The following is a 26,289-nucleotide window of genomic DNA, read 5'->3' on the forward strand; positions in this document are numbered from 1 at the left end:
CGAGATGAGCGCATCGGACGATCTGCGGGTGGTGCACTCGCTGGCCGGCCTCGCCGCACTCGTGAAGCGGTACCAGGGCCTGTACGTCCGCTGGTCGCGCGGCCCGCAGACCGACCTGGGCGCCACGTCCAGCACCGACGAACTCACCGGCGTCCGCATGCCGGGCCTGTCCGCCAACCCGCTCGACGTGGAGGAGTGGTGGCAGGACCGGTCCGTCGACCTGTGGGTGGCACGCCGCCTGTACGACTATGCACACCTGCCGCACGACAAGGGCCCCGGCGTGCGCCCCTGGGTGCTGCGCGGCCGGGTACGGGGCCGCGGCCCCGACAACGAGCCGCTGGTCGGCGACGTCGAACCGATGTGCTGGATCGACGACGGCGTCATCGAGGAGGCCCGCGCCCTGGTCCTCGGGCAGGGAGCGCGCTGGGGCACCCTGCGCCGCTCCGGCCGCTGACGGCCCTGCCGTCCCGAGGGCCGCCACCGCGCCGGCCCGTGTCCGCCTGTGGCGTCCCGGCTGGTGAAACCCCGTTCAGCGACTAGGCTTCCTGCTGCGATAGTTGAGCGGTAAAGAAGATGGAGCGAGCAACAGGAAGCCCGTGGACACCAGCGACACCACCGACACAAGCACCGCCCCGCGCAGCGGGAGCGGCCCGGAACCGGCCGGTACCTCCCGGCGCGGCTGGCGCCGCTGGGCCATGGACACCCGCCCGCTGCGCATCCCCGCCTTCCGCCGGCTGTGGTCCTCCACCGTCGTCACCGCCATCGGCAGCCAGCTGACGGCCGTCGCCGTCCCCAAGCAGATCTACGACATCACCTCCTCCTCGGCGTGGGTCGGCTATGCGAGCCTCGCCGGCCTGGTCCCGATGGTGGTGTTCGCGCTGTGGGGCGGAGCGGTCGCCGACACCGTGGACCGCCGCAAGCTGATGCTGGTCACCAACAGCGGCATCGCCGTGACCTCGCTGCTGTTCTGGGTGCAGGCCGTGACCCGGCTGGAATCGGTCGCGGTGCTGATGGTGCTGCTCGCCCTGCAGCAGGCCTTCTTCGGGCTGAACTCACCGGCCCGCAACGCCTCCGTCGCCCGGCTGGTCCCCGCGGAACAACTGCCCGCGGCCAACGCCCTCAGCTCCACCGTGGCGCAGACCGGCCTGGTCGCCGGGCCGCTGCTGGCCGGTGCGCTGATACCGGTGATCGGGCTGCCCGAGCTGTACCTCGTCGACGCCGTGGCGCTGTGCGTCACGCTGTGGGCGGTGCTGCGCCTGCCGCCGCTGCCGCCCCTGGCGGAGGCCGCCACCCGCCGCGCAGGACTGCGCGAGATCGCCGAGGGATTCCGGTACATCTCCGGGCACACGGTGCTGCTGCTGTCCTTCCTGGCCGACATCATCGCCATGGTGTTCGGCATGCCCCGCGCACTGTTCCCGCAGCTCGCGGCCGAGACGTACGCGCCCTGGGGTGAAGGGCTGGCCCTGGGCCTGCTGTTCGCGGCCATCCCGATCGGCGCGGTGGCCGGCGGGCTGTTCTCCGGCACCTTCTCCCGGGCCCGGCGGCACGGCTGGATGGTCATCGGCGCGGTGACCGCGTGGGGAGCGGCGATCGCCGGCTTCGGCGCGAGCCGCAACCTGTGGATCGCGGTGGGATTCCTGGCCGTCGCGGGCGTCGCCGACATGGTCTCCATGGTGTTCCGCGGCGCGATCCTGCTGTCCGCCGCCACCGACGAGATGCGCGGCCGGATGCAGGGTGTCTTCACCGTCGTCGTCGCGGGCGGCCCCCGTCTGGCCGACGTGCTGCACGGCACGGCCGGCTCCGCCTTCGGGCCCCGCGCCGCAGTGGCCGGCGGCGGAGTGCTGGTGATGGTGCTGATGCTGGGCCTGGCGGCGGCGGTGCCGGCGCTGCGCCGCTACCGCATCTGACGCCGCCGCACCTGACGCCGTCAGGCGCGGGCGCGCCCGGCGACGGCCGGCGCGCCCGCGGATCCGTTCCGCCGCCGCACGCCGGGTGCCACTCGCCGGCCACCCGGCCTCGCAGCCGCACCGACCCGGCCCCGCGGCACCGGCCGGACCGCCCCGGGCGGCCCCGCGCCCATGTGCCGCGGACCGCGTCCACAGGGTCCGAACCGCCGGATTGGCGTGGCCTATATGCCACGCCGGGGCATCGTGTACTGCTCCATCAGCCGGCCCCGGGTGACCTCCAGCCGGTGGGCGAGGATCTCCGCGACGGTCCGCACCAGCGACAGCCCGAGCAGCGGGTCCTCCACGCACAGCGCCAGCACCGCGGCCCCGTCGAACTCGTAGGCGCGCACCTGGCTGAACGCCACCGCCCCGAAGTCCCATTCGTACGGCGGGAACAGCCATGACCAGCCGAGCAGATCGCCCGCGCCGAGCGTGGCCACGGTGATCCGGCGGTGCGGTGTGACCTGCTGATCGAGATGGACGGCGCCGGAGCGGATCACCCAGAAGCGATCGGCCGTGCCGCCCGCCTCGAAGATCCTGGTGTCCTCCGGGAAGGACACTTCCTGGGCGAGCTCCAGCAGGCGCTCGCGCTGTTTCCGGGGGAGGGCGGTGAGCAGTTTGATCGCTTTGGTCATGACCCGGGGCTCCTCGCCGGCGATGGGTTCCCGCTTGTGCCTACGCCCATTTCAGCGGTTGCGCGCCGCGCGGGCACCTCGGCGGACCGGACACGATGCGGCACACCGGCGCGACGGCGATCGCCCGCTCCCGGCCGTCGTCACGGCACCGGGACAGCAGGGCGTGTCGGGCATGAAAGAGCCCTGGCTGGACGGGGGAAACCAGCCAGGGCCGTATGCGGCGGCGTACGGGGGACCTCCCGCGTCGACCCCGTCGCCGCGTATGGATGAACCGTAAACCATTTCTCGTCGCCGCACACAACCGGGAGCGCCTTACGTGACCGGATTCACTCCCCGAGGCCGCCCGGTGTGCGGGGCGGGTCTCGTCCACGGATGCCTGCCCGGGGTCAGGATCTCGTCCAGCACCTGCCCCACCACCTCGTAGGCCAGCACCCGGCCGGCGGCCTCGCGCACCGTCTCCGGGTCGGCCGGGACGAAACCGTCGCGGAGGTCCCGCCACCGGCGCTCCTCCTCGCGCGCTCCTGCCCTGGCGCGCTGGATGCGCCGCAGCAGTTCGTCCGAGTCCACGACATCGGTCATACCGGCCGTATACCCGGTGGGCGCGCCGCGATGGCTGCCCGGACCCCACGAGTCGCCGGCCGGCCCGCACAGGACACCGGCCTCGGTGATCCCTGGACGGGACGGGAGTGTTTGACGGGCCACACACCGGCTAGCCGGAGAAGGAGTCCGCGGACGACCACCCTCGATCCCGTCGGCGCGCATCCCGGGCCGGTCCGGCTTCCTCCGTCGTCAGTCAGGGAGCGAGAAGATGACCGAGCAGTGCAGGAACACTCCCGCCGGCGAACCGCCGTCCGGTGCGGGCGGGCCGGAGTGGTGCGCGGGAGCGTGCAAGCCCTCCGAGGCCCGCCGTGCCGTGGCGCGCGTGGTCGCCGCCTGCTGCCGGGCCGGACGCCCGTGCGGCGAACACGCGGTGTCCGACGCCCAGCTCGTCGCCTCCGAGCTGACCACCAACGCCATCCTGCACGGCGGCGGTGTCACCGAGTTCCAGGTGGAGCTCGTCGGGTGCGAGGTACGGGTGTGTGTGAGCGACCGCAGCGACCGGTTGCCGGTGGCCCGCGCGGTCGCCGCCGACGACGGCCGGAGCCGGCTCGGCGGCCGGGGCTGGCCGATCGTGTGCCGGCTCGCCCGTGACGTCGAGGTGCTCGACCTGCCCTCCGGCGGGAAACGCATCAGTGCCGTCGTGCCGCTGAGCTGACGGCGGTCGGCCGCGCACCCTGTGGACCAGGAGGCGGCGCCGGCAGGTGGACCAGGAGGCGGCGCCGGCTGGAGGAGTCGGCCCCCGGTCCGGGCGGCGTCCCGCCCGGGTCGCAGGCAGCGGTACGCGCGATTCCGGAAAGGCGGAACAATCCCGGAAAGCGTAGTTTGTCGTTCTTTGTCCCGGGCATATGGAAGGTCGTGCTTCGGACCGGAGGCGCGCCAGCGGGAGCGGTACGCCCTGAGGCCTCACAGCCGACCGGCGGCCCGTTCGATCCCGCGGTTCATCCCTGAGACAACCGTTCAGGAGCGATTCCCGCATGCCCATCGATATGCCGACACGCGGTTCCGGCTCACCCGACGACCAGGCCGCCTCCCCGGACCGAACCCCTGTGGACCACGCCCCCGGCAGGCGGCCGCACGACGACGCACCGGACACCGCGGCGCTCTTCGAGCGCATGGCGCATCTGGAGGACGGCCCGGAACGGGACGCGATCCGCGACGAACTCGTCACCGCCTGGCTGCCCATGGCCCATCGCATCGCCGGCCGCTTCCGCGACCGGGGAGAGTCGATCGAGGACCTCCGGCAGGTGGCGGCCCTCGGTCTGGTCAAGGCGATCGACCGGTTCGACCCCGGCCGCGGGGCCTTCGAGAGCTATGCCGTGCCGACCATCACCGGCGAGGTCAAGCGGCACTTCCGGGACCGCATGTGGGCCCTGCGGGTGCCCCGCCGGGTCCAGGAGCTGCGCAACAAGGTGCGCGTGGCACGCCGGGAGCTGACCCAGAACCCCGGCAGCCCCGAGCCGTCGGTCGCCGCCATCGCCGCCCATGTGGGGCTGACGGAGGAAGAGGTCAGCACCGGGCTGGAGGCCCTCGACAGCTTCAGCACCCTGTCCCTGGACGCCGAGCTGTCGGCCGGCGCCGACGGCTACAGCCTCGCCGACACTCTCGGAGCGGCGGACTCCTCCTACGACGTCGTGGTCGACCGGGAGTCGGCCAAGGAAGGACTGCGCCGGCTGCCCGAACGCGAACGCGCCATCCTCTACATGCGCTTCTTCGAGGACATGACGCAGAGCCGCATAGCGGACCGCCTCGGCATCTCGCAGATGCACGTCTCCCGGCTGATCAGCCGCAGCTGCGCCCGGGTGCGGGACGAGGTGCTGGCCGAACGCGCCGGCCGCCGCGCCCTCGGCGGCGGAAACGGGGCGGCGCACCGGGACGAGCGGCCCTGACGACGACCGGCCCGGGCGAGCGCGCGGCCCGGGGAGCGGGCAGCCGGCGGGCGGGCGGTGTACGCCCCGCACGGCCGGGCGTGCGCGTGCCGCTGGGTGCCGTGGGGCGGCCGGTACGCGGCACCGCCTGGGTCCGCGAACTCCCGCGCCGCGGGCGTGACGACGACGGAGTGCGGGGAACCCGTTGCGGATGAACGAGAACGAGAGTACGCCCGGCGACCGGGCCGTGGAGATGTACCTCGGCCTCCTGCGGGTCCGGATGTCCGAGGAGGACTACGCACGCCTCCTCGCCGTCGTCCACCCCGTGCTGCAGACCATCCGGGAACAGACCGAGCGAGGTGTGCCCGCGGCCGACTTCTCCCTCGACGGGCCCGGCACCCAGGGGCTGCCGCAGGAGATCCGCGACGAGGCGGCCCTGGTCATCGCCACCGCCGTCACCGGCAGACTGGACAACGAGGTGGTCGTGCTGGACATCGAGGAGACCGGCCCGGTCCGGGTGGTCACCGATGCCGCCACCGCGTCCGACCCGGCACGCCTGACCGAGATCGCCGACTACATCCGGCAGCGCCACCAGGACACCGTGGAGCTGTGCGGCATCGCCGAGGCCAGCGGCCTGCCCGTCGACTTCTGACAGACCATCCGCGCACCGACGTCCGACAGAACGAGAGGGGCCCGGCCGTCACCGCTGCGGAGCCGGCCGCGGAACCCGCAGGGGACGGGCGAGACCGATCACGGCCTCGTCCAGACGCTGCAGGTGACGCAGCACCCGCTCGGTGATCCGGCCGTAGCGGGCCGCGGCCGGCACAGGGCCCGCGTCCAGCAGCGAGGCGATGCTCGGGCCGGTCTCGATCGTCTCGGTGCTGCTGTGGTCCGCCACATGCGCGGCGATCACCGCGATGTTGTGCGTGATGCGGCGGCAGGCCTGCCGCAGTCGTGGATCGGCGGCTATGGACGGGTGCGTGGGCAGCAGTTCCGCGGTCGCGGCCAGCGCCCGGGCGTGGTACGCGCAGGTCTCCAGCAGCGCCAGCAGGTACTGCGCGGTGTTCCTGCGGGAGCGCAGCGGTGTGATCGGGTGGGTCAGCGGCTGCACGGCCGACCGCAGATCGGCCAGCGCCTGGTCGAGGTCGCGGGCCTGGTCCAGCAGATCCGTCGTCGGCCCGCCGCTGAGCTGCTCGATGGCCCGGCCGGTCACGTCCGACAGCCGGTGCAGCACCCTGCCCAGCAGCTCGTCGGTGCGGCGGTCGGTGTGCACCGGCAGCACCAGCGCCGCCGCGATGGCTCCGCAGGCTGCCCCGAGCGCCGTCTCCACGATCCGCAGCAGCAGCACCGACAGGCTGTAGGTGTGCAGCAGCGTGTACAGCAGCCCGAGCGCCGCGGTGACGAAGAACGACATCAGCGTGTACGACAACGGGGCCGTGTAGAACATCAGGAACACGCACACCAGCACCAGCGCCAGAGCCGTCCAGGTGTGCGGCCCGACCAGTCCGGCCAGCACGATGCCGGCCACCACGCCGAGCACGGTGCCCACCAGCCGCCGGTAGCCCTTCACCAGGATCTCGCCGGTGGAGGAGGTGTTGATGAAGACGATCCAGCAGGTCAGCACCGCCCAGTACCAGCGCTGCGCGGACAGGAACTCGCCGCCGACGATGGCCAGCGCCGAGCCGATCGCCACCTGCACCGCGGCCCGTGTGGTGGGCCGCCGCAGCCCCGTGGGCTTCTCCTCCGTCTCCCGCTCGATCTCCTCCGCGCTCTCGATCGAGGCGTCCTCGGCGTCCAGCTCCTCCCGTGAGCGGGCGGTGGCGGGGGTGTCGTCGGTCTCGTCCTGCGCGCCGCCCATCGCGACACGGAGCCCGAGCACCGCCCGCGCCGCCTCCCCGATGCCGCGGAAGACGTCCTGCACCGCGGCCGGGCCCGGCGGCAGATTCTCCTCCTCGCGGTAGCCGAGGAGCCGGTTGCGCACATGCGCCATCGCATACCCGGTGCGGCCCTCGGGCCGCAGCACCAGCAGTCGCAGCGCCGCCAGGTCACGGCGCAGCAGGTCGAAGACGGGCTCGCGCACCGGCAGCTGACCGACGGCGGGCAGCGGGGCGCCCGGCAGGTGCAGCGTGAGCGTGTCGGCCCGTTCGCTGCTGCGGGCATTGAGCACCAGCAGCCCCAGCCGCTCGGCCGCGATCTCGGCACCCGCGATGCGCCGCTGGATCAGCCGGGCCACGGACGCGTCCATGGTGCCGTCCTCCAGCCGGCCCTGGATCATCAGCGCCGTCTCGTGCAGCCGGGCGGTGCGCTCCCGCACCTCCTCCAGCGCCCTGTCGACCTCGTCGTGCCCGGCGTCCAGCAGCTCCAGCTGGGCGGCCACCAGCTGGGCCAGCCGCACCCGGAAGGCCTCGCGCAGCCGCTCCAGGATGCCCGCCGGGGTCTCGTGCACGATCACGAAGCGCAGCAGCGCACTGCAGGCGAACCCCACCGCGATGACCAGGTACAGCCTCGGCAGCGCCGACGGTGACGCGCCGACGAACAGCGACATGAAGTAGATCTGGAAACCGATCAGGCCCAGCGCGTTGCCCCGGTCACCGAACCGCCGGCTGTAGACCGCGCAGAACATCAGGACGACGAAGAACACGTCCCCGCCGACGACGTACTGGTCGAGCAGCGCGGCCAGGGTCACCGACACCAGTGCCACGGGCAGGCCCAGCGCCAGCGTCACCGCCTGCCGGGCGCGCAGCTTCTCCCGGATGGCGAACGTCGCCGCCATCGAGGTGATCGCCCCGGCCACCAGTTGCGGAACGGGCGCACGCAGCGCCGTCAGCACCGCCAGGGTCAGCGCTATGGAACCCGCTGTGCGGGAACCCGCCGCCAGGCGCAGCAGCCCGGGATCCGAAGCAGTGACGCGATCCCGCAGCCGTCCCCATACCGTCCCCTCCGCCGCACTCACGCCGCCGCACACTCTCCCGTAGCCGTGCCGATTCGCCTGTCCAGCATCGCACCTCGCGGCCGGACCGCGTCCGGCGGCACGGCCGTCCCTCCCCTCCGGCCCGGCCCGCGCTGCCCCGTGTCACGCGGCGGGGCCCGCGGCCGCCCGCTCGACGTGCCGCCGCACCTCCTCCGGCGACAGATAGACGTCCGTGTCCTCGAAGTCCTTCAGCCGGGTGGGCCGCCGGGCCTGGAAACCGGTGCGCACGAAGTCGTCACCGGCGAGCGCGTTGAGCATCCAGTTCGTCATCACCCGGGTCTTGGCCACATGGGTGCGCATCGCGGCCAGGTGGTAGCCGCGGGCCACCGCCTGGGCGGCCACCCCGTGCAGCTCCACCCCGAGCGGCTTGGCCACGGCGTCCGCGCCGCCCAGGTCGACGACCAGCCCCAGGTCCCGGTGCTCGTACGGCCGCATCGGCTGGTTGCGCAGGGCGGCGATCACGTTCTCCGCGACCCGCTTGCCCTGCCGCATGGCGTGCTGCGCGGTCGGCGGGCACACCGCGCCGTCCCCCTTGGCCAGGTCCGGCACGGCCGCGCTGTCGCCCAGCGCGAACACCCCGTCGAAACCGGGCACGCACATCTCCGCGGTCACCGCGAGCCGGCCCTTGACGGTCTCCGCGCCCAGCGTCGACACCAGCGGGCTCGCCACCACCCCCGCGGTCCAGATCAAGGTGTGCGTGGGCACCACCCGGCCGTTGGTGAAGGTGACCTCCTCCGGCCCGGCCTTGGCGATCGACACCCCCAGCGAGATCTCGATGCCGCGGCGCCGCAGGTCGTCCTGGGCGGCCCGCCCCAGCCTCTCGCCCAGCTCGGGCATCAGCCGGGGCGCGATGTCGATCAGATGCCACTTGATCAGCGACGGGTCGATGCGCGGATACCGTTTGACGGCGGCATGCGTCAGACGCTGCAGGCAGGCCGCCGTCTCGGTGCCGGCGTAGCCGCCGCCGACCACCACGAACTGCAGCCGCGCGGCGCGCTCGGCCGGGTCGTCGCTGGCGTCGGCCAGGTCCAGCTGGGTGATGACATGGTCGCGGATGTAGGCGGCCTCGGCGAGCGTCTTCAGCCCGAAGGCGTGGTCCGTCAGGCCGGGGATGTCGAAGGTGCGGGTGATGCTGCCGGGGGCCAGCACGATGTAGTCGTACGGCTCGTCGACGACCCGGTCGGTGATGGTGCGGACGACGCACACCTTCGCCTTCGGGTCGACTCCGACCGCGCGGCCCGGGATGATCCGGGTGCGGTACTTCTCGCTGCGGCGCAGCGAGAGGGCTACCGACTGCGGGGTCAGCACCCCCGAGGCGACCTGCGGCAGCAGGGGCAGATACAGCTGGTAGGACTGCGGCGTCACCAGGGCGATCTCCGCCTCGTCGGGGGAGAGCCTGCGTTCCAGCCGGCGCACGCACGCCACACCGGCGAAACCTGCGCCCACCACCAGGATCCTGGGTCGTGTCACGGTGCTTCTTCCCTTCTGCGGCTGACGGCGGCCCGCCTCGACGCCTCGCGTCCGCCCCGGATCGCCGCATCGGCATCCCGTCCCTCCCGCCGTACCCGCCGCTCGCCGGACCACCGTCGCCCGGCGGGACGGGCGACGTCCGGCGCACCGGCCGGGCAGGCGGGCGGACACACGCGCGTCGGACACCACCATGCCCGTCCCCGGTCGTCCCCGCAGCACGGACGACCGGGCCGTGTCACCGTGCGTCACCCGACGGCATGGTCCGCGGCTTGGCGGGTTCTCGCTTTTCACATCATGTGCGCACGGTGCACGGCAGGTGCGCGCGGGCCGCCCGGCCGGCGCTCCCGGTGACGGACCCCTCGCCGTGCAGATGGCACAGCAGCAGACACGCGTCGTCGTCGCGTTCGGAGTCGCTGAGCAGCGGCACCAGGATGCGGTCCGCCGAGCCGTCCAGGTCCGCGTCCAGCTCGGCCGGACCGAACGTGCCCAGGGCCGCCGCCAGACGCTCGATGCCCTGGTCGATGCCCCGCGCGCGCCGCTCCACCAGGCCATCGGTGTACAGCGCCAGCGTCGTGCCGTCCGTCAGCGGCAGCGTGTGGTCGTCGATCTCCTGCTCCAGCGGAATCCCGAGCATCGCGCCCGGTTCGGTGTCGAGGATCTCCACCCGTCCGTCACCGGTGCGCAGCACCGGCGGCGGATGGCCCGCGGTGGCCCAGGTGAACGTGGGATCGCCGGGGCGGAACCGGGCGATGACCGCGGTGGCGTACAGATCGGGCTGCAGATCGTCCAGGAACAGATGCAACCGGGTCAGCACCCGCCCCGGGCTGGCCCCGTCCACGGCATAGGCCCGCAGCGCGGTGCGCAACTGGCTCATCATCACCGCCGCGTGCAGCCCGTGACCGGTGACGTCGCCGACCACGGTGACCAGGCCGCCGTCCGGCTGCCGGAAGGCGTCGTACCAGTCCCCGCCGATGTTCAGCCCGTGGATGGCCGGCAGGTACCGCGCGGCCAGCGACAGCCCCGCGGTGGTGGCGGGCAGGTCGGTCAGCAGGGCCCGCTGCAGTGTCTCGGCGATGTCCCGGTTGCGCTCGAAGCGCCGCGCGTTGTCGATCGCGGTGCTCGCCCACCGGGCCAGTTCGACCAGCATCACCGCGTCGTCGGGGCTCCAGCGCTGCTCGGGCGGATACAGCGTCAGCACACCCAGTGGCGCCCGCCGGGTGGGCAGCGGCAGACACAGCAGGGGCGACGTCGGCATCAGCGCCGACGGAGGCTGGTCGTCCACGCCCGGCAGGTTGCCGGGGTGGTCGGCGGCGTACTGCGGGCGCCCGGTGCGGGCGGCGACCACGGCGGCCGCCGGATGCGGGGCCGCCCCCTTTCGCTCGTCCTGGTCGAACAGCCAGACGTCGACCTTGCTCGCGTACCGCGGCACCAGCAGCTCCGGCAGCTGCCGGACGATCTCGTCCTGGTCGAGCGAGGCGGTCAGCACCGCACTGGCGTCGGCCACGAACGTCAGCCTGCGCCGGGCGTTCTCCGCCTCCGCGCGCGCGGCACGCGAGGCGGCCGCCGCCTCGCGCAGGTCGCGCCGGGCCGCGTCCAGCTGGTCCCGCAGCGACAGCACACCCTGGTCGCTCCGGTGCATCCGCTCCCGCTGGACGGCGACCAGCTCCTGGTGCCCGGCCAGCTCGCGCAGCACCGAGGCGGTGTCCTCGTCCGCCGCGAGCAGCGCCTCCGCCAGCACCGACGCCTCACCCGGCACCCCACCGCCCTCGCAGCCGACGGGCTCGGGGCACGGCACCTCCGTCTCCCAGGCAGGCTCGACCGTCTCCCGGGCCGGCTCGCCGGTGGCGGTGCCGGCCTCGTGCTCCGGTGCCACCGTGACCCGCAGGGCCGGCTCGTCGTCGCGGGTGGTGACCCGGCAGCACACCACACAGGTGCCGCCCTCGGCCAGGCACTCCCGCAGCCGAGTGCTGAGCGCGGTGACCAGCCGTGTCCGTTCCAGGGCCGGCACACCGCTGGCGGCCGCCAGCCGCGCGACGGCGATCCGGGCACGCGCCGCGTCGGTGACGGTGGCGATCCGCAGACTGTGGGGGGTCATCGCTCCTCCGGTCCTCCCGGGGCGGGCCCGCACACCATGGTGTCGTCCCGCGCACGGCGGGCGGGGCCGCCGGACGCCCGGACGACCGTCACGGCCGCCTGCGCCGGGTCGGCCGGCGCCCCCCGGGGGAGGAGGCCGGGGCCGGCGGCCGTGCCGGGCACGGGAGGCGGCCTGCCGCTCCGCCGCAGTACGGCACAGGCGGTCGCCCGACGGGGCGCGACCCGTATGTCGTGCTCCCGCACGGCATCGCGTGTCGCGGTGTGCAGCACCCGAGGCATCGGGCCTCCTTCCGCTGCGCGCACGACGCCGTTCGCGACCCCGTGCCCGAGCTGGGATCCTTCGACGGTACCCCGTCCACCGAACAGGTGCCGACCGCACCCGCATCGCCGTGCGCCGCGACCCGCGTACGCCTTCGCCGCAAGGGGTACCCCCGCCCGGTGCCCTGAGTCCGCGCGACCGGGCCCGCGGACCGCCGTGGCGGCTCCAGACCGCCGCCGGACCGGACCCCGCGGTGCCCGGTCCCCCGGCTCGCCGGTGTCCTGCCCGTCCCGGGGTGGGTCTGTGGCTCCGAGGAGGTGCCGGCGTCCCGGCAGCCCTCCACCGTGATCAGGGCGGCCTTGTCCCGGGGCAGAGCGACCTCCACGGACAGCGGGTTCCGGGCAAGGGGCACAGGTACCTCCGACGCGTGCTGTGCGGGGCTGCCCGTCCACCCCCTGGGCTGCCCGTCCACCCCCGGGCCGCACGCTCCTGCGCAGCCGTGTCCCCGGCCGCCGGCCCCGGGACCGGTCGGCTCACCAGGGCAGGAACACGTGGATGTCCTTGCCGTGCTCGTTCACCACGACGCTGACCTGGTCGGACAGGGTGTGGATGAGATGCCAGCCGATCCCGCCGCCCCCGCTGCTGGGCCGGAACGGGCGCGGCGCCGGCGGCGTCCTGCTGGTGTCGCTGAGGGTCACATGCACCCCGTCGAACGTCCGGCGCAACCGCAGCACGAACGGACCCGGCGCGTACTGCACGGCGTTCGCGGCCAGTTCGGTGACCACCAGCAGGATGTCGTCCCAATGCTCGGGCGTCGCCGGCAGGCAGCGCCGCGCGAGGTCGTCCAGGAACTCCTCCGTGACCAGACGTGCACCCGTCACATGGTGCAGCTCGCCCGCGAAGTGCTCGGTGCGACTGGGAATGCCCTCGGTAGCCAGTGTGTCGTCCCCATGCGGCTCGCGTGCCATGGTGCCTTCCCGGCCCGGCGGGAGTCGGGCGGGGCGTCCTCTCGTCCGCCCTCCGTACCCCTGATGAGTTCCCGAGGCCGGGCAGCCTACGCTTCGCCCGTCCGCGCCCCGGTCCCGTCGCCGCACCGGGGCCGGAACCCGGCGCACACGGGGGACGGCGGCACAGTCCGTACTCTGAGGCGGGCCGTTCGGGGAACACGGCAGTCATGAGTTACGTCAATCCGGATCCCGAACCCGATCGGACCCCCGGCCTGGAACCCGGGGGCGGGGTGCCGCCCGGCGAGACACCGCCGGGGGAGAGCAGCATGCCCGAGGCCGGGCCCCGCGAGCCCGAGGCCACGGCCCGGGGCTGGGCCCGGGCCCCTTTGATCATCATTCTCGTTCTGGTGCTCGTGGTCGCCGCCGGGTTCCTCGCCTACGCCCTCGGCCTGATCCTGTGACCGGTCGCTCACCCCTGGGTGTGCCGCACACAGGCGGTGACGACGTCCCGCAGGCTTCCCCGTTGCTCCAGCAACGCCCGCTGCACCTGGGCGCCGGTTCCCCGCCGCCGCAGCTCCGCGAGCGCCTCCAGGACGGGCTGCAGATCGCCGGTGGCGCTCAGTGCCTCGGCGATGTGCTCGATCAGCTCCCGCACCACCACCTCGGCGGGCACCGGCCGCATGCTCACCGGGTGGAGCAGCTGACCCTCCGGACCGGTCCGGGCGGCCCGCCAGGTGGCCAGCCGCAGCATGCTCACGCTGTGGTTCACCGGCTCCACACCCGCCCGCCACTCCCTCGCCGCGGTCTCCACCAGGCCCCGGGCCAGGGTCGCCAGCAGCTGGGCGGTCTCCGCGTGCAGGCACACATCGGCGACCCGTATCTCCACCGTCGGATACCGCTCCGACAGCCGGGCGTCGAAGTACGCCATCTTCGCGTCGAGGATCACCCCGGTGGCGACCATGTCCGCCACCCGCCGGTGATAGCGCTCCGCCGAGCCGAACAGCTCGGTCGGGCCGGCCGAAGGCCAGCGGTCCCACACCTGGCTGCGGTAGCTGAAGTAGCCGGTGTCGTCGCCCTGCCAGAACGGGGAGTTGGCACTGATCGCCAGCAGCACCGGCAGCCAGGGCCGGATGCGGTCCACGACCGCGGTGCCCTCCTCGTCGGACTCCACCGACACATGGACGTGGCAGCCGCACACCAGCTCCTCCCGGGTGGAGATGCCGTACTGCTCGGCCAGCCACTGATAGCGGTGGTTGACGTTGACCGTGGGGCTGACCGGCAGCGGTGAGGTGGCCAGCGCCGCCACCGTGCAGCCGCTCTCCTCGGCGAGCCGGGCCGCCTCCTTGCGGCAGCGGACGATCTCCGCGCCCAGCTCGTTCATGTCCGTCTGGGGATGCGTGGCGAATTCCAGCATCTGCCCGAACAGCTCTTTCTCGAACAGGCCCCGGTGCGCGTCGTCCGCCTCGGCGAGCGCCAGTACCGCCGCCGACTGCGCCTGGGGCTCACCGGTGTCCGGGTCGACCAGGAGAAGCTCCTCCTCCACACCGACGGTCCGCACCTTCGTCGCCCTTTCCGTCTCCGCGCCGTGACACCGGCCGGGCAGCCGGGTCGTACGACCAGGCTGCCCGCAGACGGACGCCGGACACCTCGGCATGTTCCGGGTGTGTCCGTTTTCGGCCCTGCCCTAAGAAGCTCAGACAGGGGCCGGCATCAGCCAGACGGTCGCCAGAGGCGGCAGCGTGAGACGGACCTGCCCGTCCTCGACTTTGACCGGATCCGTGTTGCCGACGCCGCTGCCGCCGTAGCGCCCGTCGTCGGTGTTGAGCACCTCGTGCCAGACGGTGACGTCGTGAGGCACGTGCAACCGGTAGTCGTGACGGACGACGGGGGAGAAGTTCGACACGGCCAGCAGCGGGGCGCCCTGGGCGTCGTGGCGCAGGAAGGCGAACACGTTGTCGTCGGCGGCGTCCACGGCCACCCACCGGAAGCCCTCCGGGCGCGTGTCCCACCGCCACAGCGCCGGCGTGGCCCGGTACACCCGGTTCAGGTCCCGCACCAGATCCCGCACGCCCCGGTGGTCGCCGGCCGCGCACCAGCCCTCGTCCAGCAGCCACCACTGAGGACCGTGCTCCTCGGAGAACTCCCCGCCCTGCGCGAACTCCTGCCCCATGAACAGCAGCTGCTTGCCCGGGTGGGCCCACATGAAGCCCAGGTACGCCCGCAGGTCGGCGCGCCGCTGCCACCAGTCGCCGGGCATCTTCGACACCAGGGCCTGCTTGCCGTGCACCACCTCGTCGTGCGAGATCGGCAGCACATAGTTCTCGCTGTAGGCGTACACCATCGCGAAGGTCATCTCGTGATGGTGGTACTTGCGGTGGACCGGATCCTTGCTCATGTACTGCAGCGAGTCGTGCATCCAGCCCATGTTCCACTTCAGCCCGAAGCCCAGCCCGCCCCAGTCGGTCGGCGCGGTCACCCCGCTCCAGGCGGTGGACTCCTCGGCGATGGTCACCACCCCGGGGGCCCGGCGGTAGACGGTGGCGTTCATCTCCTGCAGGAACGCCACCGCGGCCAGATCCTCCCGCCCGCCGTACACGTTCGGCGTCCACTGGCCCGGCTCGCGGGAGTAGTCCAGGTAGAGCATGGAGGCCACCGCGTCCACGCGCAGCCCGTCGATGTGGAACTCCTCGCACCAGTACACGGCGTTGGCGACCAGGAAGTTGCGGACCTCGGTGCGGGCGTAGTCGAACTCGTACGTCCCCCAGTCCGGGTGTTCGGCGCGCCGGGCGTCACCGGGCTCGTACAGCGGGTCCCCGTCGAAGCGGGCCAGCGCCCAGTCGTCCTTGGGGAAGTGTGCCGGCACCCAGTCCATGATCACGCCGATGCCGGCCTGGTGGCAGCGGTCCACGAAGTAACGGAAGTCGTCGGGTGTGCCCAGGCGTGCGGTGGGTGCGTAGTAGGAGGTGACCTGGTAGCCCCAGGAACCGCCGAAGGGATGCTCGGCGACCGGCATCAGCTCCACGTGCGTGAAGCCGAGATCCTTCACGTAGGCGGGCAGCTGCTCGGCCAGCTCGCGGTAGCCCAGCCCCTTGCGCCAGGACGGCAGATGCACCTCGTACACCGAGAACGGCGCCTCGTGCACAGGGGTGTCGCCGCGGTGCGCCATCCACTCCGCGTCGTGCCACTCGTAGTGCGAGGCGGTCACCACGGACGCCGTGGCCGGTGGCACCTCGGTGCGCCGGGCCATCGGGTCGGCCTTCAGGAAGCGGTGCCCGTACCGGGAGGTGATCTCGAACTTGTACCGGGTGCCCTCGCCGATGCCCGGCAGGAACAGCTCCCACACCCCGCTCGCGCCCAGCGACCGCATCGGGAACGCGGTGCCGTCCCAGTGGCAGAAGTCCCCGGCGACCCGCACCCCGCGGGCGTTGGGCGCCCACACCGTGAACCGGGTGCCCGCCACCCCCTGATGCACCATCGGCTCGGCGCCCAGCGCCTTCCACAGCTGCTCGTGCCGGCCCTCCCGGATCAGATGCAGATCGAAATCGCCGAGCGCCGGCAGGAACCGGTAGGGGTCGTGGACCTCGTACTCGTCCGGCCCGTAGGCCACCACCAGCGTGTACGCGGGGATCTCCGGCAGCGGCAACAGCACCGAGAACAGGCCGCCGCCCTCGGAGACCATCGGGATCCGCTCGCCGCCGACCACCACGCTCACCGCGTCGGCGAACGGGCGCAGCGCCCGCACGGCGATCCCGCCGGGCACCGGATGGGCGCCCAGCAGTGCGTGCGGGTCGTGGTGGGAACCGCCGAGCAGACGCTCACGGTCGGAGTCGTCCAGGGGCGGTGCCGGCCGGGTGACCGCCGCCGCGGGCGGGACGGGTCCGGACGGCTCGGGAAGTGACGTGTCGCGCAGTGCCACCGGTTCAGCCTCCTCTCACGGCGAGACGTTCGATCGCCGCCATCGGTACGGCGAGCCAGTCGGGCCGGTGCCGGGCCTCGTACAGCACCTCGTACACGGCACGGTCCGTCTCGTAGGCCCGCAACAGGGCGTGTTTCTTGCGGGGGTCCCAGCCGGCCCGGGAGGCGTATCCGGCGCAGTACGCCTCCCGGCAGCGGCGCGCCCACTCCGGGCGCCAGGGGCGGCGCTGCCGGGCGGCGTAGTCGAAGGAGCGCAGCATGCCCGCCACGTCCCGCACCGGGGACTCGGCCAGGCGCCGCTCGGCGAGCGGACGGGACGGCTCGCCCTCGAAGTCGATCACGAACCACTCGCGCCCGGCCCGCAGCACCTGACCCAGGTGCAGATCGCCGTGGATGCGCTGGGCCGGCGGGCCGGCGTCGCAGCTGAGCAGCGCGGCGAACGCGGTGCGCAGCCGGGCGGCGTACGGGCGCAGCGCCGCCACGCTCTGGGCGGCCGCCTCCAGCCGCTCGGTCATCGCCGCCGCCGTCCGCGCGGTCTGCCGGTGCCCGCCCGTGGGGAAGGCGTCGGCCAGCGCCAGATGCACCTCCGCCGTGGCCTGCCCCAGCTGGTGCGCCTGGGCGGTGAAGTCGTCCCCGGCGGCCAGCGCCCGCAGCGCCAGCGTCCAGCCGTCGGCCGCGTCCGGCAGGAACGGCTGCAGCACGCCGAGCGTCGCCTCCTCCGGTTCGGCGGTGCGCAGCCAGGCCACGGGCGCGGGCACCCGGCTGCAACCCTGCCGGGCCAGCGCCCAGGGCACCTCCAGGTCCGGGTTGACGCCCGGCTGGATCCGGCGGAACACCTTCAGGATGAACGCGTCGCCGTAGACGATCGAGGAGTTGGACTGCTCGGCGTCCAGCAGCCGCGGTGCCAGACCGCCCGGGATCGGCACGGACGGGTCGGCCTCGAACCGCAGCGGGCCCACCGCTCCCGGGGTGCGCAGCCTCTCCAGCAGCAGCTGCGCCGACCGTGGATCGCACAGCGCGTCGTAGACCGCCAGGCCCGCCAGCGGGCCCTCCTCGGGCCGGCCGATGAACGCCCGGTGCAGCCGCGGCACCGGCTCGCGTCGCACCCCCAGCAGCAGCTGGTAGCAGTCCGAGGTCGGCGGCGCGAAGGTGCCGGACGGCGCGGGGACGCCGCCGTGATGACCGGCGACGCCCGCGTGGTCGGCGTGGACCAGCAGATGCAGGCAGCCCGGGAACAGCTCGGTCATCGACAGCAGCCGCAGATCGGTGACGGGCCGGTCCTTGCCGGCGAACCACCGCTGCCGGGGCAGCCACTCGCGCAGCAGCGTCCCGAGCGAGGCCAGGGGCCCGGCCGGGTGCAGGGTGCCCGGCTGGAGGGATGCGGTCTTCGGCATGGTCACGCCTCCTTTCGTCGGCCGCAGGGTGGTCAGACGCGCCGGCCGGCCCGGGATGCGACTTCGGTGAGCCGGAACCAGTAGAAGCCGTGTCCCGCCAGCGTCAGCAGATAGGGGAGTTCACCGATGGCGGGGAAGCGGACCCCGCCGATCAGCTCGACCGGGTGGCGGCCGGCGTAGGCGCTCAGGTCCAGCTCGGTGGGCTGGGCGAAGCGGGAGAAGTTGTTCACGCACAGGACGAGGTCGTCCTTGTACTCCCGCAGGAACGCGATCACGGCCGGGTTGGAGGAGGGGAGTTCGGTGAAGGAGCCGAGGCCGAAGGCGGGGTTCTGTTTGCGGATCTCGATCATGCGGCGGGTCCAGTGCAGCAGCGAGGAGGGGGAGGACATCGCTGCTTCGACGTTGGTGACCTGGTAGCCGTAGACCGGGTCCATGATCACGGGGAGGTAGAGGCGGCCGGGGTCGCAGGAGGAGAAGCCGGCGTTGCGGTCGGGGGTCCACTGCATGGGGGTGCGTACGGCGTCGCGGTCGCCGAGCCAGATGTTGTCGCCCATGCCGATCTCGTCGCCGTAGTAGAGGATCGGGGATCCGGGCAGGGAGAGCAGCAGGGCGGTGAAGAGTTCGATCTGGTTGCGGTCGTTGTCGAGGAGGGGGGCGAGGCGGCGGCGGATGCCGATGTTGGCGCGCATGCGGGGGTCCTTGGCGTATTCGGCCCACATGTAGTCGCGCTCTTCGTCGGTGACCATCTCCAGGGTGAGTTCGTCGTGGTTGCGCAGGAAGATGCCCCACTGGCAGCCGGAGGGGATGGCGGGGGTCTTGGCGAGGATCTCGGAGACGGGGTAGCGGGACTCGCGGCGGACGGCCATGAAGATGCGGGGCATGACGGGGAAGTGGAAGGCCATGTGGCATTCGTCGCCGCCCTTGTCGTAGTCGCCGAAGTAGTCGACCACGTCCTCGGGCCACTGGTTGGCCTCCGCCAGCAGCACCGTGTCCGGGAACATCGTGTCGATCTCGCGCCGCACCCGCTTGAGGAACCGATGGGTGGCGGGCAGGTTCTCGCAGGTGGTGCCCTCCTGGGCGTACAGATAGGGCACAGCGTCCAGGCGGAAGCCGTCGATGCCGAGGTCCAGCCAGAACCGCAGGGCGGCCAGGATCTCCTCCTGGACGGCCGGGTTCTCGTAGTTCAGGTCCGGCTGGTGCGAGAAGAACCGGTGGAAGTAGTACTGGCCCCGCACCGGGTCGAAGGTCCAGTTCGACACCTCGGTGTCGACGAAGATGATGCGCGCGTCCGGATAGCCCTTGTCGTCGTCGGCCCACATGTAGTAGTCGCCGTAGGGGCCGTCGGGGTTCCTGCGGGACTCCTGGAACCACGGGTGCTGGTCGCTGGTGTGGTTCATGACGAAGTCGATGATGACGCGCATGCCCCGCTGGTGGGCGGCGTCGACGAACTCCACGAAGTCGGCGAGGTCGCCGAACTCGGGCAGCACCGAGGTGTAGTCCGACACGTCGTAACCGCCGTCGCGCAGCGGGGACTTGAAGAAGGGCGGCAGCCACAGGCAGTCCACGCCCAGCCATTGCAGATAGTCGAGTTTGGCGGTCAGGCCCTTCAGGTCGCCGATGCCGTCGCCGTTGCTGTCCTGGAAGGAGCGGACCAGCACCTCGTAGAAGACGGCACGTTTGAACCACTCCGGGTCCCGGTCCTTGGCGGGAGCGTCCTCGAAGATGTCCGGAACCGGCTCGTTGACTGTCATGACGCGGGGGGCCCTCCGTTCTGCGGCGCGGTGGACGATCGCTGGACATGGAGCACGTGCGCGGGCCGCCGGCCCGGCTCCAGCCGCACGTAGTTCGCCCCGCCCCAGTGGTAGGTCTCACCCGTCAGTTCGTCGCGGACGGACACCGACGCGTGCGGGTCCAGGCCCAGGTGTGGCATGTCCAGCGAGACCGTGGCCTCCTGGGTGTGGTGGGGGTCGAGGTTCGCCACGACGACGACGGTGTCCTCGCCGGTGGTCTTGCTGTAGGCGATGACGGCGTCGTTGTCGGCGTGGTGGAAGTGCAGGTTCCGCAGGTGGTGCAGGGCGGGGTGCCGGCGGCGGATGGCGTTGAGTTTGGTGATCAGGGGGGCGATGGTGCGGCCCTCGCGGGCGGCGGCGTCCCAGTCGCGGGGTTTGAGCTGGTACTTCTCCGAGTCGAGGTATTCCTCGCTGCCCTCGTGCAGGGGGGTGTTCTCGCACAGTTCGTAGCCGCTGTAGATGCCCCAGGCGGGGGAGAGGGTGGCGGCGAGGACGGCGCGGACCTCGAAGGCGGGGCGGCCGCCGTGCTGGAGGTAGGCGTGGAGGATGTCGGGGGTGTTGACGAAGAGGTTGGGGCGCATGTAGGCGGCGGCCTCGCCGGTGAGTTCGGTGAGGTACTCGGTCAGCTCCTGCTTGGTGTTGCGCCAGGTGAAGTAGGTGTAGGACTGCTGGAAGCCGATCTGGGCGAGGGTGTGCATCATGGCGGGCCGGGTGAAGGCCTCGGCCAGGAAGATCACGTCGGGGTCGGTGGTGTTGATCTCGCCCAGGACGCGTTCCCAGAACACGACGGGTTTGGTGTGCGGGTTGTCGACGCGGAAGATCCGCACGCCGTGGGCCATCCAGTGGCGCAGGATGCGGACGGTCTCGGCGACCAGGCCGTCCATGTCGGTGTCGAAGGCGAGGGGGTAGATGTCCTGGTACTTCTTCGGCGGGTTCTCGGCGTGGGCGATGGAGCCGTCGGGGCGGTGGTGGAACCACTCGGGGTGTTTGTGGACCCAGGGGTGGTCGGGGGAGCACTGCAGGGCGAGGTCGAGGGCGATCTCCAGGCCGAGGGCGCGGGCCTGGGACACGAAGGCGTCGAAGTCGTCCAGGGTGCCCAGTTGTGGGTGGATCGCGTCGTGGCCGCCTTCGGGAGAGCCGATGGCCCAGGGCACGCCGACGTCGTCGGGGCCGGCGGTGAGGGTGTTGTTCTTCCCTTTGCGGTGGGTGGTGCCGATGGGGTGGACGGGGGGCAGGTAGACGACGTCGAAGCCCATGTCGGCGATGGGTTTCAGGCGGCGGGCGGCGGTGCGGAAGGTGCCGTGGGGCCGGTCGGGGGTGCCCTCGGAGCGGGGGAAGAATTCGTACCAGGCGCCGTACAGGGCGCGTTCGCGTTCCACCAGCAGCGGCAGCGGCTCGGAGGCGGTGACCAGCTCCCGCAGTGGATACCGGGCCAGGACCGCGTCCACCTCCGGCGTCAGCGCCGCCGCCAGACGGGTCATCACGGGCAGCGCATCGTCCAGCATCACCCGGACGGCCGACCGCAGCACCTCGCGTCCCGCCCTGTCGGGCACGCCGTCCGCGGCCCGGGTGTACAGCTCGGCACCTTCCTCCAGCATCAGGCCGGCGTCGATCCCGGCCGGGATCTTGATGCGGGCGGCGTGCCGCCAGGTGGTGACCGGGTCGCTCCAGGCCTCCACGTGGTAGGTCCACCGGCCCGGTCGGTCGGGGGTGACGGTCGCGCCCCAGCGGTCGGTGCCGGGGGTCAGCTCCCGCATCGGTGTCCACGGGCCGGGCCGGCCCTCCGGGTCGGTGAGCACCACGTTCGCGGCGACCGCGGCGTGCCCCTCCCCGAACACGGTGGCGGTGACCTGGAACGACTCCCCGGTCACCGCCTTCGCCGGATGTCTGCCGCCCGCCACGGCCGGGCGCACGTCCCGCACCGGAATGCGGCCGACGACCGGGACCGGACTCGGGGTCGCACCCACGGATGTCACCTCCACTGTGGCCGGGGCCGGGCACACGCCCGGCCGGGTTCCGTGGCCGGGCCGGGGACCCGGGTCTTGCCGGGACACCCCGGCCCGGCCGGAGTAGCTCGTGTCCTGCTCGTTCCGTCCTGCCGTGCCCGGACCCGCCCGCACGTGTGTCCTGCGCGGCGGCCCCGGGGCCTCACGCCCCGGCGGGAGACCGCCGGTCCCCGGCCGCGCGGCGCTCCCGCGGAGGGGCACCGCCGGAGGGCGGCCGCTCGCTCTGCTCCCGCAGCCGGGTGACGAGGCCGGTGCGCAGATACCGTTCGGCGGCGTCCGCGGCCTGCCGTGCGCAGCGCTCGCCCATCAGCACGCACAGCGTGTAGCCCGCGTCCTCGAAGGTGGCCCGCGCCCGGCCGTCGTCGGGATGCGCGAGCATGGCGCGTTCCCACGACCGGTAACGCCGCAGGTGCCGTGCGACTTCGGCTTTGGCGGGTAGCAGCATGGCGCCGTTCACCTTTCGAGAGCGCTCGATGGGCACGTTTCCCCGACGGTCGGGACGGCGGCCGCGGGCACGACGGGGCGCGGTCGCCGTTCACGGCGCTCGAGACTTTCACTCATGGTGCCTGGTCGAGCACCCAGCGTCCTGTTGGATCTTCCGTGAGATCACCCGACTGTCCGCACCTCTCCCGCCGCCGCTCGGGTTGCACGAATGGCGTAGCGCCCGCACTGTGGATCTGACTCAGAGGCAACACATGCTCACGCTCCGCGCTCGGGGGCGGGGCTCGGTGAGAGCCTCGAGGAGCGCGGGTGACGCCGGTGAGGAGCCACGACGATGAAGACCGCAGTGCCCTGTTACTACCACCTCGACGTGGACGTCAGCCCGGAACGGGTCGGACAGGTCAGGCGCATCCTGGCCGCACACCTGAGGTTCTGGGATCTGGAGGACCTCGTCGACCCCGTGTGCGGCGGCGCCGAGCTGCTGCTGCGGGCGATCGACGAGCACGCCCGGGACAAGCACACCTCCGTCGAGATGTGGTGGACCGGCCAGCACCTCATCACCGCCGTCGCGGAGAACGACCGGGACCTGCGTCCCCATCAGGACCTGCGCGGCTGCCTGGCCCGCATCGCGGCGACCAGCGACGGCTGGGGGTGCTGTGCCTCCGCGACCGGCAGCAAGATCATCTGGTTCTCGCAGCGGGCCCGCGCCGGTGTGCGTGTCCCGCTGGTCGCCAAGGCTCCCGAGCCGGCCCTGAGCGAGGGCCTGCAGACACCCCGGGAGCTGCCGGTCACCGTACTGGCCTCACCCGCCGGCGCACCGCGTGACCTGCTGGAGCAGTCCCGGTGACCGGGCGCCCGCGCCGCCGAGGGGTACCCGCCGTCTGGAGCGGGTACCCCTACCCGCTGGGTGCCCACCCCGACGCGGGCGGCACCAACTTCGCGCTGTTCAGCGAGGTCGCCGAGCGCGTCGACCTGGTGCTGGTCGACGACGACGGCACCCACCGCACCGTTCCCCTGACCGAGGTCGACGGCTTCGTCTGGCACGGCTATCTGCCCGGCGTCGGGCCCGGGCAGCGCTACGGCTACCGGGTGCACGGCCCCTGGGACCCGGCCGCCGGCCACCGCTGCAACCCGAACAAACTGCTCCTGGATCCCTACGCGCGGGCGGTGGACGGGCAGTGCGACAACCACCGCTCGCTGTACGAACGCACCCCGGGCGGCCCCGACCCGGCCGACAGCGCCGGGCACACCATGCTCGGCGTGGTCACCGACCCGTCGTACGACTGGGGCGACGACGCCCCGCCGCACCGGGCGTACTCCGACTCCGTGATCTACGAGGCCCATGTGCGCGGCCTGACCCGCACCCACCCCGAGGTGCCGCCCGAGCTGCGCGGCACGTATGCGGGGCTGGCACACCCGGCGGTGATCGAGCACCTGACCTCGCTGGGTGTCACCGCGGTGGAGCTGATGCCGGTGCACCAGTTCGTGCACGACGGTGTGCTGCAGAGCCGGGGCCTGTCCAACTACTGGGGCTACAACACCATCGGCTTCTTCGCCCCGCACAACGGCTACGCCGCCCACGGCACCCGCGGCGAGCAGGTCACCGAGTTCAAGGCGATGGTCAAGGCGCTGCACGCGGCCGGGCTCGAAGTGATCCTCGACGTGGTCTACAACCACACCGCCGAGGGAAACGAGAAGGGCCCCACCCTGTCCTTCCGGGGCATCGACAACGCCTCGTACTACCGGCTGGTGGACGGCGACTGGGCGCACTACTACGACACCACCGGCACCGGCAACAGCCTGCTGATGCGCCACCCCTACGTGCTGCAGCTGATCATGGACTCGCTGCGGTACTGGGTGACCGAGATGCACGTCGACGGCTTCCGCTTCGACCTGGCCGCCACCCTGGCCCGGCAGTTCCACGAGGTCGACCGGCTCTCGGCGTTCTTCGACCTGATCCAGCAGGACCCGGTGATCAGCCGGGTCAAGCTGATCGCCGAGCCCTGGGACGTCGGCGAGGGCGGCTACCAGGTCGGCAACTTCCCGCCGTTGTGGTCGGAGTGGAACGGCAAGTACCGGGACGCCGTACGGGACTTCTGGCGGGGCGAGAAGCACACGCTCGGCGAGTTCGCCTCCCGGCTGACCGGCTCCGCCGACCTGTACGCGCACCACCGGCGCCGGCCGCGCGCCAGCGTCAACTTCGTCACCGCGCACGACGGCTTCACCCTGCGGGACCTGGTGTCGTACAACGACAAGCACAACGAGGCCAACGGCGAGGGCAACCGGGACGGCGAGAACGTCAACCGGTCCTGGAACTGCGGCGTCGAGGGAGACACCGACGACCCGGCCGTGCTCGCCCTGCGCGCCCGCCAGCAGCGCAACTTCCTCGCCACCCTGCTGCTCTCCCAGGGCATCCCGATGCTCTGCCACGGCGACGAACTGGGCCGCACCCAGCGGGGCAACAACAACGCCTACTGCCAGGACAACGAGATCTCCTGGGTGGACTGGAACCTCACCGAGGAGCAGCGGGAGCTGACCGCGTTCACCCGGTACGTCATCGGGCTGCGCGCCGCCCACCCCGTGCTGCGGCGCCGCCGCTTCTTCCAGGGCGAGACGGCCACCCGCGACGACCAGCCGCTGCCCGACCTGGTGTGGCTGCGGCCGGACGGCCGGGAGATGACCGAGGCGGACTGGCAGCGCTCGGACGCGCACTCGGTCGCGGTCTTCCTCAACGGCGACGCGATCGCCGAACCCGACCGGCAGGGCCGCCGCGTGGTGGACGACTCGTTCCTGCTGCTGCTCAACGGCTACTGGGAACCGGTCGACTTCCGCCTGCCCGGCCCGCTGTACGGCGAGCGGTGGACCACCCTCATCGACACGGCCGAGGACCAGGGACTCGTGGACGAGGCCGAGCACAAGCACTCCGCCGTCCTGCGCCTGGAGTCCCGCAGCCTGGTCGTGCTCTCCCGCCCGCCCCGCACGCGCCGCTGAGCCCGGCCCCGTGGGCCCGCCGCACGCGGGCCGGGGCCGGGGGCGGGACCGCTCAGACCTCGCGCCGGGACGTCACCGTGAACTGGGCGCCGTCGGCGTCCCGCAGCACGGCCTCCTCGGCGTCCTCGCGCAGCACGCTGCCGCCGTGCTGCTCCGCCGCCCGCGCGCAGGCGGCCACGTCGGCGACCCGGAAGTGGATCTGCCAGTGCGGCCGGATCGTCGGATCGGGCGCCGACTCCAGCGCCCCGGACTCGATGCGGGCCACGATCTGCCCGTGGCTGCGCAGCACCACCTCGTCGCCCTCGTAGCGGACCTCGACGCAGCCGGGCCGCTCCCGGGCCCAGTCCAGCACCTCGCCGTAGAAGATCGCGGCGTCGAAGGCGTCACGGGTGTGCAGCCGGATGAAGGCCGGCGAGGCCTTGCGCCAGGTCTCCCAGTCGGTGAACAGCTCGCCCTCCCAGACGCCGAAGGTGGCACCGTCCCGGTCGGCCAGCAGCGCGGCCCGCCCGGGCGGCAGGGAGATCGGACCCACCGCCGCGGTGCCGCCGCGTTCCTGCACCCGGGCGACGGCGTCGTCGGCGCTGGGCACCGCGAAGTACGGCGTCCAGGCGACCGCCATCTGCCACATCGAGGCCACCGCCGCGATCCCGGCGATGGGAGCACCGTCCACCAGGGCGATCCGGAAGCGGTCGCCGAGCCGGGCCCTGCGCCACTGCCAGCCCAGCACCGCCTGGTAGAAGTCCTGCGTGGCCTGCAGATCGCGACTGGTCAGGCTGACCCAGCAGGGGGCGCCGCACACCGCATGGGTGGACACCACGCCGGTGCCGCGGCGGGAGGGTTTCGTGTCGTGGTTCATCACACGTCCTGGTCTCGTCCACCGGTGGCCACCGGTACCAGTGTCCGGCCTCACCCCTGCGGCCGCCTGCCGAGTACCCTCCGGATGCCGCCGTCACGTCACCGTCCGG

General features: G+C 72.6%; 21 protein-coding genes. 8 read left to right on the plus strand and 13 right to left on the minus strand.

Annotated features, from left to right (window positions below; translation table 11 throughout):
• Positions 1–4: 4 nt before the first annotated feature.
• Positions 5–454, plus strand: a complete 450-nt coding sequence (locus OG899_RS24870) for a DUF6098 family protein (protein WP_125498627.1) — start codon at positions 5–7, stop codon at positions 452–454.
• Between the two features lie 142 nt (positions 455–596).
• Positions 597–1,907 (plus strand): MFS transporter, encoded by a 1,311-nt coding sequence (locus OG899_RS24875; RefSeq protein ID WP_168131218.1) that lies wholly within the window; start codon positions 597–599, stop codon positions 1,905–1,907.
• 221 nt (positions 1,908–2,128) lie between these two features.
• On the opposite strand, the gene OG899_RS24880 is transcribed toward OG899_RS24875, so the two are convergent.
• Together OG899_RS24880 and OG899_RS24885 are read right to left on the minus strand one after the other, a co-directional pair.
• Positions 2,129–2,581 carry a cyclic nucleotide-binding domain-containing protein gene (locus tag OG899_RS24880; protein WP_125498629.1) on the minus strand — a complete coding sequence of 151 codons (453 nt, stop codon included), beginning with the start codon at positions 2,579–2,581 and terminating at the stop codon, positions 2,129–2,131.
• Positions 2,582–2,893: 312 nt separating this feature from the next.
• The gene (locus OG899_RS24885) at positions 2,894–3,160 is read right to left on the minus strand and encodes a 3-deoxy-D-manno-octulosonic acid transferase (RefSeq protein ID WP_125498630.1); all 267 of its coding nucleotides are present in this window, start codon (positions 3,158–3,160) and stop codon (positions 2,894–2,896) included.
• 229 nt (positions 3,161–3,389) lie between these two features.
• On the opposite strand from OG899_RS24885, the gene OG899_RS24890 reads away from it, so the two are divergent.
• From OG899_RS24890 to OG899_RS24900, 3 genes are all read left to right on the plus strand, one after another.
• Positions 3,390–3,836: an ATP-binding protein gene (locus OG899_RS24890; protein WP_125498631.1), complete on the plus strand. Its 447-nt coding sequence runs from the start codon at positions 3,390–3,392 to the stop codon at positions 3,834–3,836.
• A gap of 319 nt (positions 3,837–4,155) precedes the next feature.
• Complete coding sequence (locus OG899_RS24895; RefSeq protein ID WP_185867882.1) at positions 4,156–5,067, plus strand: SigB/SigF/SigG family RNA polymerase sigma factor; 912 nt, start codon at positions 4,156–4,158, stop codon at positions 5,065–5,067.
• A 190-nt stretch (positions 5,068–5,257) separates the two neighbouring features.
• Positions 5,258–5,698, plus strand: a complete 441-nt coding sequence (locus OG899_RS24900; protein WP_168131219.1) for a hypothetical protein — start codon at positions 5,258–5,260, stop codon at positions 5,696–5,698.
• A 48-nt stretch (positions 5,699–5,746) separates the two neighbouring features.
• Here OG899_RS24900 and OG899_RS24905 read toward each other — a convergent pair whose 3' ends face one another.
• The 4 genes from OG899_RS24905 to OG899_RS24920 all read right to left on the minus strand — a co-directional run bounded on the left by OG899_RS24905 (position 5,747) and on the right by OG899_RS24920 (position 12,808).
• Positions 5,747–7,966, minus strand: coding sequence for an FUSC family protein (locus OG899_RS24905; protein ID WP_168131235.1), 2,220 nt, complete (start codon positions 7,964–7,966; stop codon positions 5,747–5,749).
• Positions 7,967–8,119: 153 nt separating this feature from the next.
• Positions 8,120–9,487 (minus strand): NAD(P)/FAD-dependent oxidoreductase, encoded by a 1,368-nt coding sequence (locus OG899_RS24910; protein ID WP_168131220.1) that lies wholly within the window; start codon positions 9,485–9,487, stop codon positions 8,120–8,122.
• A gap of 292 nt (positions 9,488–9,779) precedes the next feature.
• Complete coding sequence (locus tag OG899_RS24915; protein WP_406311160.1) at positions 9,780–11,582, minus strand: PP2C family protein-serine/threonine phosphatase; 1,803 nt, start codon at positions 11,580–11,582, stop codon at positions 9,780–9,782.
• A 791-nt stretch (positions 11,583–12,373) separates the two neighbouring features.
• Positions 12,374–12,808 carry an ATP-binding protein gene (locus tag OG899_RS24920; protein ID WP_125498635.1) on the minus strand — a complete coding sequence of 145 codons (435 nt, stop codon included), beginning with the start codon at positions 12,806–12,808 and terminating at the stop codon, positions 12,374–12,376.
• Positions 12,809–13,014: 206 nt separating this feature from the next.
• Between OG899_RS24920 and OG899_RS24925 the strand changes: the two genes are divergently transcribed.
• Positions 13,015–13,248: a DUF6480 family protein gene (locus OG899_RS24925; RefSeq protein WP_125498636.1), complete on the plus strand. Its 234-nt coding sequence runs from the start codon at positions 13,015–13,017 to the stop codon at positions 13,246–13,248.
• Positions 13,249–13,256: 8 nt separating this feature from the next.
• Here the strand turns inward: OG899_RS24925 and OG899_RS24930 are convergent, their stop codons facing one another.
• From OG899_RS24930 to OG899_RS24955, 6 genes are all read right to left on the minus strand, one after another.
• Entirely contained in the window at positions 13,257–14,345 is a 1,089-nt protein-coding gene (locus OG899_RS24930) for a glutamate--cysteine ligase (protein ID WP_125498637.1), read from the minus strand.
• A gap of 135 nt (positions 14,346–14,480) precedes the next feature.
• Positions 14,481–16,703, minus strand: a complete 2,223-nt coding sequence (gene glgB, locus OG899_RS24935) for a 1,4-alpha-glucan branching protein GlgB (protein WP_125498638.1) — start codon at positions 16,701–16,703, stop codon at positions 14,481–14,483.
• A 4-nt stretch (positions 16,704–16,707) separates the two neighbouring features.
• On the minus strand, positions 16,708–18,096 hold the full coding sequence (locus tag OG899_RS24940) for a maltokinase N-terminal cap-like domain-containing protein (RefSeq protein ID WP_125498639.1): 1,389 nt from the start codon (positions 18,094–18,096) through the stop codon (positions 16,708–16,710).
• A gap of 32 nt (positions 18,097–18,128) precedes the next feature.
• Positions 18,129–19,847, minus strand: coding sequence for a maltose alpha-D-glucosyltransferase (gene treS, locus OG899_RS24945; RefSeq protein WP_406311161.1), 1,719 nt, complete (start codon positions 19,845–19,847; stop codon positions 18,129–18,131).
• Positions 19,844–21,853, minus strand: a complete 2,010-nt coding sequence (locus OG899_RS24950; RefSeq protein WP_406311162.1) for an alpha-1,4-glucan--maltose-1-phosphate maltosyltransferase — start codon at positions 21,851–21,853, stop codon at positions 19,844–19,846. Before OG899_RS24950 ends, treS begins: the two co-directional genes overlap by 4 nt.
• A 181-nt stretch (positions 21,854–22,034) precedes the next feature.
• Positions 22,035–22,337 (minus strand): DUF5133 domain-containing protein, encoded by a 303-nt coding sequence (locus tag OG899_RS24955; RefSeq protein ID WP_125496446.1) that lies wholly within the window; start codon positions 22,335–22,337, stop codon positions 22,035–22,037.
• A 330-nt stretch (positions 22,338–22,667) separates the two neighbouring features.
• Here OG899_RS24955 and OG899_RS24960 point away from each other — a divergent pair, with 330 nt between their 5' ends.
• Positions 22,668–23,180, plus strand: a complete 513-nt coding sequence (locus OG899_RS24960; RefSeq protein ID WP_125496445.1) for a pep a2 — start codon at positions 22,668–22,670, stop codon at positions 23,178–23,180.
• Positions 23,177–25,324, plus strand: a complete 2,148-nt coding sequence (gene glgX, locus OG899_RS24965; RefSeq protein WP_168132493.1) for a glycogen debranching protein GlgX — start codon at positions 23,177–23,179, stop codon at positions 25,322–25,324. Before OG899_RS24960 ends, glgX begins: the two co-directional genes overlap by 4 nt.
• A 52-nt stretch (positions 25,325–25,376) precedes the next feature.
• Here the strand turns inward: glgX and OG899_RS24970 are convergent, their stop codons facing one another.
• A complete protein-coding gene (locus tag OG899_RS24970; RefSeq protein ID WP_125496443.1) occupies positions 25,377–26,180 on the minus strand; it encodes a VOC family protein in 804 nt (267 codons plus the stop codon).
• Positions 26,181–26,289 lie beyond the last annotated feature (109 nt).

Origin of the sequence: Streptomyces thermoviolaceus (assembly GCF_045209695.1) — a bacterium.
Classification (GTDB): domain Bacteria; phylum Actinomycetota; class Actinomycetes; order Streptomycetales; family Streptomycetaceae; genus Streptomyces; species Streptomyces thermoviolaceus.